General features: G+C 47.3%; 13 protein-coding genes and 1 pseudogene. 10 read left to right on the forward strand and 4 right to left on the reverse strand.

Annotated elements, in window-relative coordinates:
• The first annotated feature begins 86 nt into the window (after window positions 1-86).
• From NWE92_05230 to NWE92_05240, 3 genes are all read left to right on the forward strand, one after another.
• Window positions 87-2924 (forward strand): GNAT family N-acetyltransferase, encoded by a 2838-nt coding sequence (locus NWE92_05230; protein ID MCW4029033.1) that lies wholly within the window; start codon window positions 87-89, stop codon window positions 2922-2924.
• 124 nt (window positions 2925-3048) lie between these two features.
• Complete coding sequence (locus tag NWE92_05235; protein ID MCW4029034.1) at window positions 3049-4485, forward strand: hypothetical protein; 1437 nt, start codon at window positions 3049-3051, stop codon at window positions 4483-4485.
• Between the two features lie 91 nt (window positions 4486-4576).
• Complete coding sequence (locus NWE92_05240; GenBank protein ID MCW4029035.1) at window positions 4577-5917, forward strand: right-handed parallel beta-helix repeat-containing protein; 1341 nt, start codon at window positions 4577-4579, stop codon at window positions 5915-5917.
• Window positions 5918-6086: 169 nt separating this feature from the next.
• On the opposite strand, the gene NWE92_05245 is transcribed toward NWE92_05240, so the two are convergent.
• The gene (locus tag NWE92_05245; GenBank protein ID MCW4029036.1) at window positions 6087-6557 is read right to left on the reverse strand and encodes a DUF2267 domain-containing protein; all 471 of its coding nucleotides are present in this window, start codon (window positions 6555-6557) and stop codon (window positions 6087-6089) included.
• Window positions 6558-6680: 123 nt separating this feature from the next.
• Between NWE92_05245 and NWE92_05250 the strand changes: the two genes are divergently transcribed.
• Together NWE92_05250 and NWE92_05255 are read left to right on the forward strand one after the other, a co-directional pair.
• Window positions 6681-7352, forward strand: a complete 672-nt coding sequence (locus tag NWE92_05250; protein MCW4029037.1) for a phosphoribosyltransferase — start codon at window positions 6681-6683, stop codon at window positions 7350-7352.
• Window positions 7349-8032: a dienelactone hydrolase family protein gene (locus tag NWE92_05255; protein MCW4029038.1), complete on the forward strand. Its 684-nt coding sequence runs from the start codon at window positions 7349-7351 to the stop codon at window positions 8030-8032. The genes NWE92_05250 and NWE92_05255 overlap by 4 nt, the downstream gene beginning before the upstream one ends.
• A gap of 15 nt (window positions 8033-8047) precedes the next feature.
• Here NWE92_05255 and NWE92_05260 read toward each other — a convergent pair whose 3' ends face one another.
• The gene (locus NWE92_05260; GenBank protein MCW4029039.1) at window positions 8048-8767 is read right to left on the reverse strand and encodes a hypothetical protein; all 720 of its coding nucleotides are present in this window, start codon (window positions 8765-8767) and stop codon (window positions 8048-8050) included.
• Between the two features lie 129 nt (window positions 8768-8896).
• On the opposite strand from NWE92_05260, the gene NWE92_05265 reads away from it, so the two are divergent.
• Complete coding sequence (locus NWE92_05265) at window positions 8897-9070, forward strand: hypothetical protein (GenBank protein ID MCW4029040.1); 174 nt, start codon at window positions 8897-8899, stop codon at window positions 9068-9070.
• Between the two features lie 41 nt (window positions 9071-9111).
• Here NWE92_05265 and NWE92_05270 read toward each other — a convergent pair whose 3' ends face one another.
• On the reverse strand, window positions 9112-9858 hold the full coding sequence (locus NWE92_05270) for a creatininase family protein (GenBank protein ID MCW4029041.1): 747 nt from the start codon (window positions 9856-9858) through the stop codon (window positions 9112-9114).
• A 198-nt stretch (window positions 9859-10056) separates the two neighbouring features.
• Between NWE92_05270 and NWE92_05275 the strand changes: the two genes are divergently transcribed.
• Entirely contained in the window at window positions 10057-12762 is a 2706-nt protein-coding gene (locus tag NWE92_05275; protein ID MCW4029042.1) for a hypothetical protein, read from the forward strand.
• 52 nt (window positions 12763-12814) lie between these two features.
• Here NWE92_05275 and NWE92_05280 read toward each other — a convergent pair whose 3' ends face one another.
• On the reverse strand, window positions 12815-13648 hold the full coding sequence (locus NWE92_05280) for a winged helix-turn-helix transcriptional regulator (protein MCW4029043.1): 834 nt from the start codon (window positions 13646-13648) through the stop codon (window positions 12815-12817).
• 90 nt (window positions 13649-13738) lie between these two features.
• Here NWE92_05280 and NWE92_05285 point away from each other — a divergent pair.
• From NWE92_05285 to NWE92_05295, 3 genes and pseudogenes are all read left to right on the forward strand, one after another.
• A pseudogene (locus NWE92_05285) lies at window positions 13739-14392 on the forward strand (energy-coupling factor ABC transporter permease).
• Between the two features lie 66 nt (window positions 14393-14458).
• Window positions 14459-15532: a cobalt ECF transporter T component CbiQ gene (gene cbiQ / locus NWE92_05290; GenBank protein MCW4029044.1), complete on the forward strand. Its 1074-nt coding sequence runs from the start codon at window positions 14459-14461 to the stop codon at window positions 15530-15532.
• Window positions 15533-15534: 2 nt separating this feature from the next.
• The gene (locus NWE92_05295) at window positions 15535-16395 is read left to right on the forward strand and encodes an ATP-binding cassette domain-containing protein (protein ID MCW4029045.1); all 861 of its coding nucleotides are present in this window, start codon (window positions 15535-15537) and stop codon (window positions 16393-16395) included.
• Window positions 16396-16666: the final 271 nt, after the last annotated feature.

Raw genomic sequence — 16666 nt, forward strand, 5'->3', positions numbered from 1 at the left:
TGCTTATACGTTAGAAAAATAAGTATTATCGGACAATAAGCTTTAATTTATACAGATTGCACGACGTAAAAGCAGAAGGTCACAGCATGGTCACTACAAACCTTGACAAGATTTTCAATCCAAAAAGTGTAGCTATCATTGGAGCCAGTGACGTAGAAGGTTCAGTAGGTTACGCTATCGTCAAAAACTTCACTCAAAGCGGCTACACTGGAAAAATATATTTCGTCAACATAAAAAAGCCAGAGATACTAGGGGTAAAAACATACCCATCAGTCGATCAAATTCCCGATCCCGTGGATTTAGCATTGATTGCCACACCCGCCAAAACCGTCCCCACAGTTATGGAGGAATGCGGCAAAGCCAACGTTAAAGGCGTCATCATTGTTTCAGCGGGTTTCAAAGAAATTGGTGCTGAAGGCAAAGCCCTCGAAGAGAAAGTTGGAGAAGTCGCCAAGAAATATGGCATCCGTGTCGTTGGACCTAACTGCATAGGTGTTCTGCGCCCCAGAATCAACCTCAACGCCACATTCCTTGACAAGATGCCCAAACCCGGCAACGTCGCGTTTCTCTCTCAAAGCGGCGCTTTGGGTTCAGCAATCCTTGACTGGGCAATTCATGAAAACATCGGGTTTAGTAACTTCGTTTCCGTTGGCTCCATGATTGATGTGGACTTCGGTGACCTTATCGACTATTTTGGCGGCGACCCAAAAACCAAAAGCATCCTCATGTATGTTGAAGGCATAACTGAAGCTCGCAAATTCATGAGCGCCGCCCGCCACTTTGCACGAACTAAACCCATCATTGTTGTTAAAAGCGGCAAATTCTCAGAAAGCGCAAAAGCAGCAGCATCCCACACAGGTTCACTGTCAGGTTCAGACGACATCTACGACGCCGCGTTTAAACGCGCAGGTGTAGTACGTGTTAATGATATTGCTGACCTCTTTAACGCGGCTGAAGTTTTAGGCACCCAACCCCTGCCAAAAGGACCCCGACTCGCCATAATCACTAATGCAGGCGGACCCGGAGTCATGGCAACCGACGCCCTCATAGGCTTTGGTGGACAAATCGCTAAAATCAGCCAAAAATCCATCGATTCCCTCAACGCTGTGCTTCCACCGTTCTGGAGTCACGGCAACCCAATCGACGTTTTGGGTGACGCAAAAGCAGACCGCTACAAAGCAGCCCTAGACGCCGCCCTTAAAGACGACAACGTGGACGGAATCTTGGTTATTTTCACTCAGCAAGCTGTTTCTGAATCAGTGGAAATCGCCAAAAACATCGTGGAATTGGTACGCAGCCAAGCCTATCAGAACAAGACCATCGTTACATCATTTATGGGCTATGGCGCCGTGCAGGAAGCCAACAACATCTTAAACGCCAACAACATCCCCACCTACAGCACACCTGAACAGGCTATCAAAACCTACATGTACATGTATGATTACTCGCGAAACATTGACTTACTCTACCAAACCCCCGAAGAGCTACCCGTAGATGAGTCTCCGCCTAAACGCCCCATCATGGCAATCCTTCGTAACGCTGCGTTTGAAGACCGCGAAATCCTCACTGAGGACGAAGCTAAAAAAATCCTCAAATACTACAATTTCCCCGTCATCAAAACCGAAGTCGCCAACAACGTCGACGAAGCAGTTGCATTCGCACAGAGCATGGGTTTCCCTGTTGTGCTAAAGATTCTCTCGCCCCAAATCATCCACAAATCTGATGCGGGAGGAGTAATCCTAAACATTAACACTCCAACAGAAGTCCGCGAAGCCTTCGAACTGCTCATCCAACGCGCCACCGCATACAACCCCAACGCCCAAATCATCGGCGTAACCGTACAACCCATGGTTGAAAAGAAAGGTTACGAAATCATCCTCGGCGGCAAATCAGACCCCGTCTTTGGTCCCGTCGTCCTCTTTGGTATGGGCGGCGTCGGTGTAGAACTATTCAAAGACTACGCTATTGGTCTGCCCCCTCTAAACACCACTCTAATCCATCGCATGCTTGAAGAAACCAAAGTTTACCGCCTCCTCAAAGGCTACCGTGGCTCCGCACCCGTTGACCTAAAACGCCTCGACGAAACCATCTTGACTTTCTCGCGGTTGCTGGTTGATTTCCCGCAAATCAAAGAAATCGACATCAACCCCATGCTTATCAGCGAAAAAGAAGCATGCATCCTTGACGCCCGCATAGTTGTGGACAAAGAAAAAATCTGCCGCAAATTTGAGCGCCACGAGCACATGGTTGTTAGTCCGTATCCAAAAAAATACGAGATCCTGTGGCTCCTCAAAAACGGTCAGGAAACTTTGCTGAGACCTATTAAACCGGAAGATGAACCAATGTGGCTAGAATGGTTCCAGAGCCTCTCTGAAGAATCCATCCGATACCGATTCTTCCAGATGTTAAAAGATACACCCCACGAAGTCCGTGTACGCTACTGCAACGTAGACTATGACCGAGAGGTCGCTTTAGTTGCGGAGATGGTTGAGAATGGCAAACGCAAAATCCTCGGTGTTAGCCGCCTCAGCATAGAATCCGATGGTAAACACGGCGAAATGGCTTTCATTGTATCTGACTACTGGCAAGGCTTAGGTTTAGGAACTAAAATAGTTGACTATACACTTGACATTGCAAAAGAGAAAGGCGTCGAAAGCGTCTATGCCATTATGCTCCAAGACAACTACCGCGCATTGAGCCTCACCAAAAAGATGGGCTTTAACCTCGAATACTTAAGCGACGGAACCGTTAAAGGCATCTTAGACCTCAAAAACGAAGACGTAGACACCCGCTGCCTCCGACAACAAAAACAAGCCGAACCCGTCAAAGAAAAGAAATCTGTTCCGCAGCCCCCAGTTCAAGAGGCTCCTGTTTCCGCCGACAAACCTGTCGCGCATAAACAAGCCGAAAAAACCCCCGCCTAAATCTTTCTTCTTTTCTTTTTGTTTTTTATTTATAGCTCTTATTTAGCCCATTTTGGCGCAAAGAACATAGCCTCTTGTGTTTTCTGCATAATTTTAAATTTTCAAGCCGCTCTAAGTGGTATGCATGCGAAGGCTCCTTTGCTGTATGCTCATCGCCACAGTGTTAGTCAGCAGTCTCCTTGTTGTTGCCACGGTTGAGGGCGCTACAACTGTTGGCGGCACCTTAGCCTCTGACGCTACATGGACTAAGGCGGGCAGCCCCTACCTGCTTGTCAGCTCCCTCTCGGTCCCTCAGGGAGTAACCTTAACCATTGAAGCAGGGGTAACAGTAGACATCTATTATAATAACCTAAATGTGGCAGGTACTCTTCGGGCGATAGGCACAAAGGATGAACCAGTAATTTTCTCTTCAGGCGCAAGCGCTTGGAGCACTCCCCGAGTATACTTCCAATCAGGCAGCGCCCCCTGGAATGCTTCAACGGGTTCTGGATGCAAAATCGATTACGCTGTGTTTAACGGCGCAGCTCTATACGTTACTAGTTGCTCTCCAAAGATTAGCAACAGCTACTTCACTAATCTTCAAACTTCTCTTTATAACAACAATGGTTCACCCTTAATTGTAAACAACGCTTTTGACGTCACCAACTATGCTATATACGCTTACGGGGGTTCCCCTGTTATTTTAAAAAACTTCATCAAAGCTTCTACGGGCATCTACGCTGGAAGCAACACCTACATATCAGGCAACAACATAACAGGCTGCTCAAACGGCATAGTATTATCAGGTTATAACATTACTGTGGAGCAGAACCTCTTAACCGTGAACAGTTATGGCATTGCGGCTGGGCAGCTCACGTGTCTTATTCGAAACAACACAATTGCCCAAAACACAATCGGCATCAACGGCGGCGGGGAAATCGTCAACAACACCATAGCTAACAATGGACAAGGCATACGTTTGCTTGTCAGTGGATCGACTGTAACTCAAAACAACATCTACAGCAACACCCAATACAATTTCAACTTAGTCCTTCCTGACAGCATTACTGTCTCCGATAACTGGTGGGGAACCACCGATGCCGCAGCCATCAACGCATCCATCTATGACTACAAAAATAACCCTATCTTGGGAAACGTAACCTTCACCCCTTACCTAACCCAACGAGTGACGACTGCGCCCGCCCCAGAAAGCCTAAACTGGGTGCCTAACCCCACCCCAACCTCCATTCCAACCCCCAATCCCACATCATACCCCGTTGCAACGCCCCAGCCGACAACTCCGCCCGAATCCAACAACAATCAGCAAGCAGCCGCCCCCGCCTCAACCCCTAAACCGACCCCTGAACCCACCGCGACACCTACACCGAAGCCGACGCCAGCTCCAACCGCGACGCATGGGTCAGCCTTAACTTTGGGCGATACCTTACAAGATCAACTATTAACGCAACTAAACCTCGTAGAGATGGCAAAGTTGGTGTTGTTTGGGTTGGGTTTATTGTGGGTTGCTGTGCTTTCCGTTGCGGCGGTTAGGGCGGTCGCCAAAAAATATGTCCACTTTTAACTTTTTCAGGTTGGTTGCTTAGCAGGGTACGGTAAATGAATGTTCGTAAATTATATAACAGCAGAACAACGCTGTTCTTAGGGGTACAATTATGCAAAAGCTTGCCTGTGTTGCGCTGATTCTGTTAATAGGGTTTAGTGGCGTGTTTTTTGTTGTTTCTCCAGTTCGTGGCGAAACTCAGAAAAGCGGTTTAATCACCTCGGATACCACATGGACCGCGGCTGGTAGCCCCTACAGGTTAACTGGACCCGTAGGCGTGGCAACTGGCGTCACTTTAACAATCGAGCCCGGCGTAACCGTAGACTTCGGAAAATTCTACATGCAAATAAATGGCACCCTAAACGCTCAGGGAACCGCCGACAACAAAATAATCTTAACATCCTTTTCTGGACGAGACTACACTGGCGCTCCACAGAACATTCAATTTATGCCCCTGAGCACCCCATGGAATAAGCAAACGGGCTCTGGCTGCATAATTTCAAACGCCCAAATCAGCATAGTTTCAATTGTAATCAAGGATTGCTCGCCCAAAATAAGCAGTTGTAGCTTATCCGAGCCCTTAGGCTACACCATAGACATCACCGGGGGGTCAGCGTCTATCACCCAGAACACAATTGACCTCACCGTCGGTGGCGGCATATCCGTAAGTAAAGGGACACCGACAATTTCAGATAACCAAATTACAGGTACATATTACCAGACGGGCATAACGGCAGGCGGCGTCCCAATCTTCAATAACAATACGCTAATCAACCTTTGGACCGGCATCTCTGCATCGGGCCAAACATATTTTGAAGGCAATATTGTTTCTAACTGTGCCAATATAGGCATAGAATGCTTAAGCTCCACGGTAGCAATCTCGCGTAACCAAATTTCCAACAATAAGATCGGTGTTTCTGGAAGCGCAATCATCCAAAATAACGCCATAACAAACAACACCATTGCAATCAAAAACCCAACCTCTCAGGGCACCATAAACGAAAACAACATCGTTGGCAACACGCAAGGCATAGTTCTTGACAGCGCAGATGACGTCTATGCCGCCCATAACTGGTGGGGCACAACCGACTCAAACGCGATTCGCCAGACAAATTGGGACTACAAAAACGACTACAACCTTGGCATCGTTACCATTGACCCCGTTTCGACGGCGCCTAACCCTGACGCACCAGTCCCCCAAGACGACACCCCCGCAACAACTCCCAAGTCAACAACCACCCAACCCCCCGCAACCACAACGGAGCCCCCCCAAGACCAAAACACCCAACATGCCTCGCCCACGCCCCTCGGCGACCAATCCTCCAATGCCGCCAGCTCCTTGCCATTTGACCCTCTTGAGGCAGTTGTGATTGTTGTGGTGGTTTTAGCGATTGTGACTGTTGCGTTTTCCCTTTTCCGAGTTTATCGACGTGTAGATAAACCCAAAGAGTAACAACCAACCTATTTGGCGTCTATTTGGATCCTATTAGTGGTTCTATGCAGAAACCTAAGAGGGGTAGGTCACTATTGACCCAAAACCAGCCCAAAAACATGTTGAAAACCAGTAGACTAGCTAATTTATGGGCGCCTTTTGAGGAACACTTTTCTTAGAGGATATTGAGTCAGGTTATGGCTGGTTCTTCTAGACGCTTAGGTTTTGTTTCAGTTTCAAAAAGGCGCTTAATTTTTTCAGGCATATTCCCCGCGACTTTCTGCATTTCCCCACTGCCTATGCGGCGGTTAAGCACTCCAATAACGGCGGTGGTTACTGCTTCGGCGTCGATTAAGTTGCGTCTTTTGGGGTCATAATTTTGTTGCACATAGTCGTAGAATTCTTCAGGGTTCTTTATGTGCAGGGGTTTGTCTTTGAGGTCATAGCCATCCAGCATCATCCCCTTTAGTATCACTGGTAAATTAGAACTTAGATGCACAACTTCTTCCATGGGCAAGCGGTCGCGGATGGCATGTAACACGGCTTTGATGGCTTTGTAGGCTTCGTCTCGGCTATCCCACTCCAACTCCGTTTGAACATCAACAATCCACTGAACCGCGATTTGGATACTGCGGTCCAGAGATAAAATATTTGTTGACAAAACGTCACCTTCACTTGCGCAATGCGCCACGGTAATCTTAAACGTTTGTTGGCGCCCCGTGTAGTCAACCACTTTTTATATGTAGATTCCCCATTAAAATACACAAGTTTTGGGGAAGATTGAATGCAGTATTTTTCTGACCGCACAGACGCTGGCAAACGGTTAGTCAGAGCATTGGCTGATTATTATTTTAAAGATGGGTTGGTGCTGGCTATTCCGCGGGGCGGCGTCGTGGTAGGGTTTGAGATTGCACAGGCGTTTCGGTTGCCCCTTGACGTGATTATTCCACATAAGCTTGGTGCACCCGACAACGAGGAGCTGGCGATTGGAGCCGTGGCAGAGGACGGTACCATGTTTTTGGATGACAACCTAATCACCTACATGGGTGTATCGCGCGAGTATATCCATCAAGAAAGCGAGCGGCAACGCCAAGAAATTGCTCGTCGGCTCGAGATTTATCGGCAGGATTCTGCTCCTTTTGATTTGCGGGGTCGCGATGTAGTTATCGCGGATGATGGCATCGCAACAGGTGCCACCATGAAGGCAGCGTTAGCGTCGGTGAAGAAACGAGGCGCCTCAACCGTAACTGTGGCTGTTCCAGTTGGGCCTCCGTCAACCATAAATGCGCTCAAAAAACAAGCCGACCTCGTAGTATGCCCCTATATGCCCGACGATTTCCATGCCATCGGGCAATTCTACGGAGACTTTGAGCAAGTCACCGACCTAGAAGTAATCCAACTGCTCAAAGATGCCCGTCAAAACTTCACGAGCAAACATGGAGTTGTGGTTCTATGATGAAACAAGAAATTACCCTAAGAATCCCCGTTGGAGACATCGAAGTTCAAGGGAACTTAACCTTGCCTCCCGACGCGTTTTGTGTTGTGGTGTTTGTGCATGGCAGCGGCAGCAGCAGGTTTAGCCCCCGCAATCAATATGTCGCCACACAATTCAACAAACAAAAAATTGGAACCCTGCTCTTTGACCTTCTTACCCCTGAAGAGGAAGAAGTTGACGTGACAACTGCCGAGTATCGCTTCGACATTGATTTGTTGACGGAGCGGCTCATGGGTGTGACTCGGTGGCTGCGCGAAGACCCCTTGACCCAGCATTATAAGCTTGGCTATTTCGGTGCCAGCACGGGGGCTGCAGCTGCGTTAATTGCGTCAGCGAAACTTGAGGAGGATGTAGCGGCGGTGGTGTCGCGTGGAGGACGCCCTGATTTGGCGGGGGAGTATCTTTCAAGTGTTATAGCTCCGACGCTTTTGATAGTGGGCGGGTTAGACACGGGAGTTATCGCCCTAAACAAAAGCGCTATGGCTCAGATGAACGCTGAAAAGCGGCTCGTTATCATTACGGGGGCTACGCATCTTTTTGAGGAACCAGGAAAACTTGAAGAAGTCGCCCGCTACGCAGCCGACTGGTTCAAGCGTTACCTGTCCTTAGCCTATGCCCCAGAGGTACCTGAACAAAAATAGGCGAGTTTGGGGGTTTTATCTAAACCCCACAGAGAGCCGAACTCCCTTATTGGCGAAATAGCCAAACGGCATCTTCACTTTGTCGCCATACACCTGTTTAAGCAGATTAGTGAAGTCGCTGTTCTCATCCATGCGGAACTCAAACGTCCCAGTGTTTGTTTTAACTTTTAATTCAAATTCATGCTGGTTTGTGTTTAAGTCTTTGAGGTGAAGCTTTAACTCGTTTATCATGTTGTTGTAGACTTGGAAGTTCCCTGGGGTTTCAGCTAAAATCGCTTCAGGCGCCATATTCAAGTATTTTTTTGCATAACCAAAGGATGCTTTAAGTTGGTCTGACCATTGCCCCCAGAAACCTTTCCCATCCGATTTAGCTTGGTCTCTGGCTTGCTGCACAGCTGCCGTTAACATCGCCGGAGTCATTTGAGCAAAAATGAAGCGTTGCGTCGTTACCACGCCAGTGTAGGAGTCATATCTGCCTAGCGATTTGTGTTTTCGGAGCACAATTACGCCGACTATGCCTTCACCCGTAGCTTGAGGTGCGCGTGCCACTGGTGTTGGTGCCGATTGAGGCTTTGCCTGCATGGATGGCGGCGGCGGAGGAGGCGGCATATAATTTACATTCGCCGTTTGGGGAGATGCAGGTTGACTTACGGTTTGGCGTCTTGAGGCGCCGCATTTGCCACAAAAATTCGCTTGAGTGTCAAGTGGTGAACCACAATTTTCACAGTAAGGCATACAAATCACCCCTATAATTCTGTGAATTCACATAAAAATTTTCCTCCGACTCGGGAAGCCTTTACCAGTAATTTTTAAATCCCAAAAAAACAACATATATCTTAGAAGAATTTTTGGAAGGTGCTTTTTTTGGTTAAACAAAAAGGTGACCAGTACGAATGTGGAGAATGCGGTCTTGTTGTTATTGTTGAAGACCCCTGCGGATGCGACGAAACATGCGAACTCATCTGCTGTAATGAACCCATGAAACCAGTCAAGTCATCAGCAAAAAAACCTAAGGCGGCAGCAAAAAAAGAAGCTTAACCGCAAAAACACAGCAATCTGCTAATCTTCTCTCTTTTTGTTTATGTTTTTATCTCCTCAACCAACTTTTTAACCTGCTCAATGATGTATTTGTTTATTTTTTGGCCTATTTCTCTGGTTGCCACCGTGGGGTCGCCATTGACGCCGCTTGGGAAATACAGTTCAGGATGTGCAACAACCTCAAATCTGGGCCACTTCGCAACGGACGCTACGCCTTTGGTTTTGACTAGTTCAGGTTTAATATACATAACCCGCGCGGTCTCCAAGGTGCCTGCGTGTCCATCTGTTTTTGAGGTATACTGCTCAGTTAATTCTTGAGCAAAATCATAATCCGACAGCACCATTATCCGCACCTTTTTTTCAGTGGCGTCATTTTTGACGACGACATCTTGTGCTGCCATCCGTAACGCAACCATATGCGAATTCCCTGCATGACCACTCAACACAATTATGCGTAGAAATCCGTGGCGCACCAACTCGAAGAGAATTTCGCGGACAAACCGATAGAACGTATCGAACTCTATTGTTAGGGTGCCTGCAAAGTTGCGTCCCGCGTTGCAGATGCCGTAACGGAGAGGTGGTGCGATGAGGCAACCTGTTTCTTGGGCGACTTTTAAGGCGACATATTCGGGTTGGATGCTGTCTGTGCATAGCGGTAAGTGTTCTCCGTGTTCTTCGACGCTGCCTACTGGTAGAATTATTACGGTGCCTTCTTTGGCGGCTTGCGCGGCTTCTATGGTGCTTAATTCGTCAAGCCACATGCAGTGGGGTTTTTTTGTTATTGCCATAGAGTGTTGTAAGGAGCGGTTGTTTTTCTGTATTGCGGAAAACTCTGGATTTTTGGGGAAAATACGCGATTTTTAACGTTTAAGCCAACCCCTTTGAAGTAAATTATTTATTCTAGCCTACGCTTACTTCCTTTATAGGTAAAGGGTGACTCAACCGAGTTAGCCTTTCCTAAAAATTTTTGTAGGAAAAGAAAAAACATGATTTTTTCAGGAATCTTTTCTAAAAAGAAATCAATAACTGCATCTTTTGCAATGATTATGATACTGACAATCGCCCTCACCCTTATCACGTTGCCCAACGCCATTGCCCATGACCCGCCTCAGACAATCAAAACCTACGCATACGTGACCGCTACACCCAGCCCCGTAGGGGTAGGCCAACAAGTCACTGTCGTTTTTTGGCTTAACTGGCCCCCTCCGACTGCGGCAGGCTCCACTGGAGACCGCTGGGAAGGCATGACCATACAAATAACTGACCCCGCTGGGCAAGTAGAAAATTATGGACCCTTCGTATCTGACTCCGTCGGCTCCTCATTTATGATCTACACACCCTCAACGACAGGCGAATACCAAGTCTACTTTAACTTCCCCGGACAAGTCCTTGAACGCGCAGGCTACACTGGCTTACCTGGATCAAACAGTGACTACATAAACGACACATTTGCCCCCAGCTCAGCAAACACCACTTTCACAGTACAAGAAAACCCAGTTCCCCTATGGACACAGCCCCCTCTACCCGTCAGCTATTGGACCCGCCCCATCGACACCATGAACACCAACTGGTACGTGCTTGGCTCTCAGTGGCTAGGCCAAAGTGAACAAGGCTACAACTACCTCCGCTATCAAGGCGCAGGAAGAGCCCCCGACACCGCCCACGTCATGTGGACTAAACCTATCTCGTTTGGTGGCATAGTTGGCGGAACAAATCTTGGTAACCCTGACATCAACTTCTACTCTGGTACAGCTTATCAGATAAAATTCCCCAACCCTCTAATTATCTATGGACGACTCTACTACACCATTCCCTTAGCTAACAGTCCCTCAGGCGGTGGATACGCATGCGTGGATTTACGATCTGGTGAAACCCTTTGGGAAAAAGACTTCGGTGTTACAGTGAGTTCTGTTTTTGGTCCCTCAGGAAACGTGCCCTCTTTTGGTCAACTCTATGATTTCGAATCAGTCAACCAACACGGCGTTAACCCCAACGGCTACCTATGGATAGTTAACACAGCCATCACCGGAGTTGGCATCACCAACCCCGCTCCACAAGCAACCACCACCAATGGCAGCTATACCAGCGCTGTCACAAGCTCAAATGCTGTAGTCTCTACTACGGGTTGGATAGCAATCGACCCATTGACTGGCGGAACATTGTTTAACGAAACTGATGTACCTTCAGGCACAAGATTCTTTGGGCCAGCCGGCGAAATTCTCATCATGAACATTGGACGAGCCAACACCAACGCTGCCTACACATACATGTGGCAATGGAACAACACCAAGCTACCGGGAAATGATGTTGCAGGCGGAATCACCCAATGGTTACCTGGCAGAACCAACTGGAACATGAGCAAATCCTACGACTTCAACATAACCCTCTCTCAGCCGCTACCCGCCGGACAAAACACAGCTATAATTCAGGTGCTACCCGGAGACTTGGTATTTGGCAGAAGCAGCGCTCTACAATTCGCAGGTTCAACCGGCGGCGCATTCGGCACACCCGACCCCTTCACGCTATGGGCAGTTAACCTTAACGCGACAAGAGGCAACGTCGGTCAAGTGATGTGGATCAAAAACTACACTGGATCAGCCAACAACACCATCCTAATTGGACCTCGTGACCAAAAAACCAACGTCTTCACCATGTACAACAAAGAACTGGTGCAATGGAGCGGTTACAGCCTATTAACTGGCGAATACCTCTGGGGACCCACTGAGCCCGAAAACGCCTTCAACTTTTACGGCGGAACCACTGGACTCACAGCGCCCTACGCAGCAGGCAACGGTACGCTATACTCAGCAGGTTACGGCGGCATAGTCTACGCCTACGACTTCGCAACAGGCAACGTGCTATTCACCTACGGTAATGACCCCAACGACCCAAACAATAACACTCGAACAGCTAACACCGCTTATGGAGGGTATCCCTATCAGGTTGCAGCCGTTGCAGACGGAAAAGTCTACTTGATAAGTAGTGAACACTCTCTTAACGCGCCTCCCTTCTTAGGCGCTGAGACTCGATGCATAAATGCCTATACTGGCGAAGAAATCTGGAAGATGCTTGGCATGTGTAACTGGCAAGAAATCGCTGTTGCAGACGGCTACTTCGTTTACCTTAACCTCAATGATTTGCGGATTTACTGTGTGGGACCTGGACCAAGCGCTACTTCCGTTTCAGCTTCTGTCTCCACCCTCAATCTTGGTGGAAGCGTGCTGATTACGGGAACGGTCACTGACCAATCACCTAACACCGCCCTCAAAGGCACCGCAGCCATCTCCGACGCTGACCAAGGCGTATGGATGGACTACATGGTTATGCAAAACGTCGCAAAACCCACAGACGCAACAGGCGTACCAGTCTCCTTAGACGCATTAGACCCTAACGGCAACTTCATCCACATCGGGGACGTAACCAGCGATTCAAGCGGACTCTTCAAGATACTTTGGACACCCGAGGTACCAGGAGAATACACAGTAATGGCAACTTTTGCAGGTTCTGGTGCTTATGGACCTTCATCTGCAGAAACCGCTGTCGGCGTAGTTGAAGCACAAGCTACCGTAGCTCCTACATATCCGCCCTCAACTGATACAACAATGGCCATCACTTACTCAACCATCGCAATCATAGTCGTCATCATCATCTGTGCAGTGGTTCTAGGCTTAGTTCTCAGAAAACGACCTTAATTTCCCAAAAAAGGGAAATATCCCTTTTCCTTTTTTAGTAAAAAAACAAGTTTTATGCTTTTTTGGTTGTGGCGTCCCGTACTTCATAGCTTATGTTAGCTGGATTTTTCAGGTTGACATTTTCTATCTCTTGCGTCATGCGGTTACTCATTCTGCCGACAACAAGTACCAACACGTTAAGTCCTCTTGACGCGGCTATTGCTGCTGAGCGGCTGATACCAAACTCTATGTCTGCTTTAAGTCCTATCTTGTTAAGGACTGCTCTACCCACAGCACCCATTACGCCAACACGGTCGGGCTTAAACTCATCATAGAACCTTTTAACCTTGGCTAAATCTACCGCTCGTGAGCCCCCTCTGCGTATGCTGGGTAGTTTTATGATGAGTATTTTTCCTTCTTTTACGCTTAGTTTGCCCTGTAAACTTGTTAATCCTAAATCTTCCCCGGGCATCGCGTCCTCCATCGCTATGCCTTTTGCTTCTGTGCTTTCTGGAGGTACGGTGTATATGACGCCGCCTTTCATGATTAACCCAACTTCGTCTCCTGCCTTTACGGGTTGAGTGGCTAGGGCGGGTAGGGAATGGTCTACTTTCATTTCGTTTTTGGTGGCGTTGACGTATCTTTCTAAGCCTTTTAGGTCCTCTTGTAGCGTTGCGATTGCTTTTTCTGTGAGCCGGTAGTCTACGCGTTCAGAGCTGTATTCGAGAAGGCCTTCTCTGGCTAGTTTTTTGAAGTATTTTGATACGGCTTGGATGGTGATTCCGAGGGTTTCGCTTATGTCTTTTTGTTTTACGTGGGGCTGGTTGCGCATGATTTCTAGTAGTATTTGGAATTTTGTGAATTCTCCTTTGTTTTGGAGGATGATTGTTTGTTGGCGCTTGGTCATTAATTCAACCTTGAGTTAACTGTAGTTAAAATAAAATTTATAAGCTTGGTGGTTGGTTGACTTATCCAATCAAGGGGAATCCAAAACAATATGCACATTATGGAGGGGTTCCTGCCGAGTCCATGGTGGGAAATATGGTTCGCAATATCAATACCCATCATAGCATACGGCATCTATCAACTCAACAAAATCGTGAAAAAGGAACCCGACGCCAAACCCTTACTGGCATTGATGGGTGCATTTATATTCGTAATATCTGCACTCAAGTTGCCTTCAGTATTTGGAAGTAGCTCCCACCCAACAGGCTCAGGATTAGCAGCTATAATTTTTGGACCCGCCATAGCTTCAGTTCTCTCCCTGATTGCCCTAGTTTTCCAAGCCACACTGCTTGCACATGGGGGCTTAACCACCCTTGGCGCAAATGTCTTCTCTATGGGCATAATGGGGCCCTTTGTAGCATACCTAACTTGGATAGTATGCAAAAAAACCAGAGTGCCGACACCGGCAGCGGTCTTTCTCGCCGTATCCCTAAGTGACCTCTTCACCTACGTAACCACCTCGGCGCAACTTGCGCTTGCTTTTCCTTCCCAAGGCTTTGCAGGCGCATTTGTCAAGTTTGCAGGTATCTTCGCTGTTACCCAGATTCCATTGGCCATAGGTGAAGGTGTGTTAGCAGTTTTCGTTTTTGATTTCTTAACAAAATATAAAGGGAAAATTCTGTCAACTTTAAAAGTAATTCGTGCACCCCTTGCAGGTATCCCTGAGAAAGAATTTCGGCTAAAAAAGAAACATTATGCCATCCTCATCACGGTGTTACTGGTTCTATTTACAACACCCTTTCTTATTGCTACAACCAACTTTGCCGGCACTGATGACGCAGCGGCTGACATTATAACCGCAACAGGCTATCAACCATGGTTTAACCCCATTTTGAATATTCCAGAATCATATATCGAGCCGCTTCTTGGAGTACAAGCGCTCATCGGCGCATCCATAATGGCATATATTATCATCCGGACAAAAAGAAAAGCCAGTACTCTTAAACCAATGCCTCATACGGGGCATCGGCACAGCCACAAGCATGATGAAGGTCACGCTAACATATCCGCGCAAATCGACAGTTACGCCTATACCAATCAATTATCAAATGTTAGTCCAACAACAAAAATCTTCTTCGCTTGCTCTATGCTGATTTTAAGTGTTATATCCGGTTCACCTATTGTTGGCATCACGGTTGCAATAATCGCCACATTAATGATTATTGCAGTCGCCCAGATTCCTTGGCGATTCTATCTAGACCTGCTTCTTTATCCATTTGTCTTTGTAGCGGTTAGTTGCATAATCATCGCTCTCTTCTTTGGCGGCGGGGAACCTTTGACGCAGATTTCTTTCCCGTGGTTCAATTGGGTAATCTACAATAACGGGATAACCATGGCACTATTGACCTTCTTCCGAGTCTTGGGCGCAATATCGGCACTATTCTTTTTGGTTTTGACCACAACCATGAATGACCTTTTCATAAGCCTAAGAAAAATCCACATCCCCAAGGTCCTCATAGAAATCAGTCTTCTCATTTACCGCTACATATTCGTCTTCATGGAGGTTTCCTCAAAAATGACAACTGCCCAAAAGCTACGGCTCGGTCAAACAGGTTATCTTAAGCGTATCCGCCAAACCGGGCTTCTCGTCGCAAACCTTTTCATAAGAACCCTTGAGCAGGGTGAACGGACAATTGTGGCTATGAACGCTCGCGGTTACGACGGCAACATACGTTTGCTTGAAGACCAGCCTAAACCAAACTGGGTAACAATCGCAGGCATCATTTTGTTTGACGTGATGCTCGCTTTGATTGCATTAAACATAATAAACATATGGAGTCTATAGGAATGTTATTTAAAATTGAAAATCTGACTCACGAATACTCCGACGGCACAATAGCCTTAGATGATGTATCTTTAAACTTTGACAAAGCGGAACGCATTGCGCTCTTGGGCATTAACGGTTCAGGGAAAACTACTCTGCTCAACCACTTAAACGGCATCCTAAAACCCACCAGCGGCAGAATTCTCTTCAACGGCAACCCCATCCAATACGACGCAAAATCGCTACTGCAACTCCGTAAACGTGTCGGTTTTGTTTTTCAAGACCCTAACGATCAACTGTTTGCCTCTACCGTGAAACAAGATGTTGCTTTCGGTCCGTTAAATCTGGGTTACACTCCTGAGCACGTCAAGGCGCTGATAGATGAGGCGCTTGCGACTGTCGGCATGACTGAATTCGCCGACAAACCCCCGCATTTTCTTAGTGCAGGTCAAAAGAAACGTGTTGCGTTAGCGGGAGTTCTTGCTATGCAGCCCGAAGTTATCATCATGGATGAACCAACCTCAAGCCTTGACCCCATAGCCGCCAGCGACATCTTGCATTTGCTGCTTCATCTCAATAAAGCAAACGGAATCACATTGCTGTTAGCCACACATGATGTAGATGTGGTTCCCTTGTTTGCAAATAGGCTCGTCATTTTAGATAAAGGCAAAGTAGTCTCCGAGGGTACCCCTAAGGAGAGTTTCTCAAAAACTGAATTAATTCGAAAAGCAAAATTGCGTTCTCCACGCATAGCTCACCTCTTTGAGGTCCTTAAAAAAGAGAACAATTTGCCTGTGGGTGACGAGTTGCCGCTAACTATTAGTGAGGCAAGAAAAGAGATACTTCGTCTTATCGATGTAGCCGTTAAGGAATCTAAAAAGTAGCGGTCTCCTTTTGCTTACTTTTCGGGGTGATGGATGTACTCTCAGAGGTTCTGCCCCATTACTTTTTAAATTATGGATAGGTTAAGTGCTTGCGGTTTTCTGGGTTGGCTGTTTTGGCGCGCCTGTTTTAGGTTGCTTGCGCTCTTTGGATTTTGGGTTTTTTGATGTTGGTTGTATTTAGTAAACCTTGGTTGATAAACCAGCTATTAACTTTTGTTAAGCCAAAGTTTATAACGCTACTTGGATAGAACATCCAACCGGAGAGGCAAAT

It is taken from the genome of Candidatus Bathyarchaeota archaeon (assembly GCA_026014745.1).
GTDB lineage: Archaea > Thermoproteota > Bathyarchaeia > Bathyarchaeales > Bathycorpusculaceae > Bathycorpusculum.

Bases quoted from the DNA above. Each gene is read 5' to 3' on its own strand.
- NWE92_05230 (MCW4029033.1), top strand. From the start codon at position 87: ATGGTCACTACAAACCTTGACAAGATTTTCAATCCAAAAAGTGTAGCT.
- NWE92_05235 (MCW4029034.1), top strand. From the start codon at position 3,049: ATGCGAAGGCTCCTTTGCTGTATGCTCATCGCCACAGTGTTAGTCAGC.
- NWE92_05240 (MCW4029035.1), top strand. From the start codon at position 4,577: ATGCAAAAGCTTGCCTGTGTTGCGCTGATTCTGTTAATAGGGTTTAGT.
- NWE92_05250 (MCW4029037.1), top strand. From the start codon at position 6,681: ATGCAGTATTTTTCTGACCGCACAGACGCTGGCAAACGGTTAGTCAGA.
- NWE92_05255 (MCW4029038.1), top strand. From the start codon at position 7,349: ATGATGAAACAAGAAATTACCCTAAGAATCCCCGTTGGAGACATCGAA.
- NWE92_05260 (MCW4029039.1), bottom strand. From the start codon at position 8,767: ATGCCTTACTGTGAAAATTGTGGTTCACCACTTGACACTCAAGCGAAT.
- NWE92_05270 (MCW4029041.1), bottom strand. From the start codon at position 9,858: ATGGCAATAACAAAAAAACCCCACTGCATGTGGCTTGACGAATTAAGC.
- NWE92_05275 (MCW4029042.1), top strand. From the start codon at position 10,057: ATGATTTTTTCAGGAATCTTTTCTAAAAAGAAATCAATAACTGCATCT.
- NWE92_05280 (MCW4029043.1), bottom strand. From the start codon at position 13,648: ATGACCAAGCGCCAACAAACAATCATCCTCCAAAACAAAGGAGAATTC.
- NWE92_05295 (MCW4029045.1), top strand. From the start codon at position 15,535: ATGTTATTTAAAATTGAAAATCTGACTCACGAATACTCCGACGGCACA.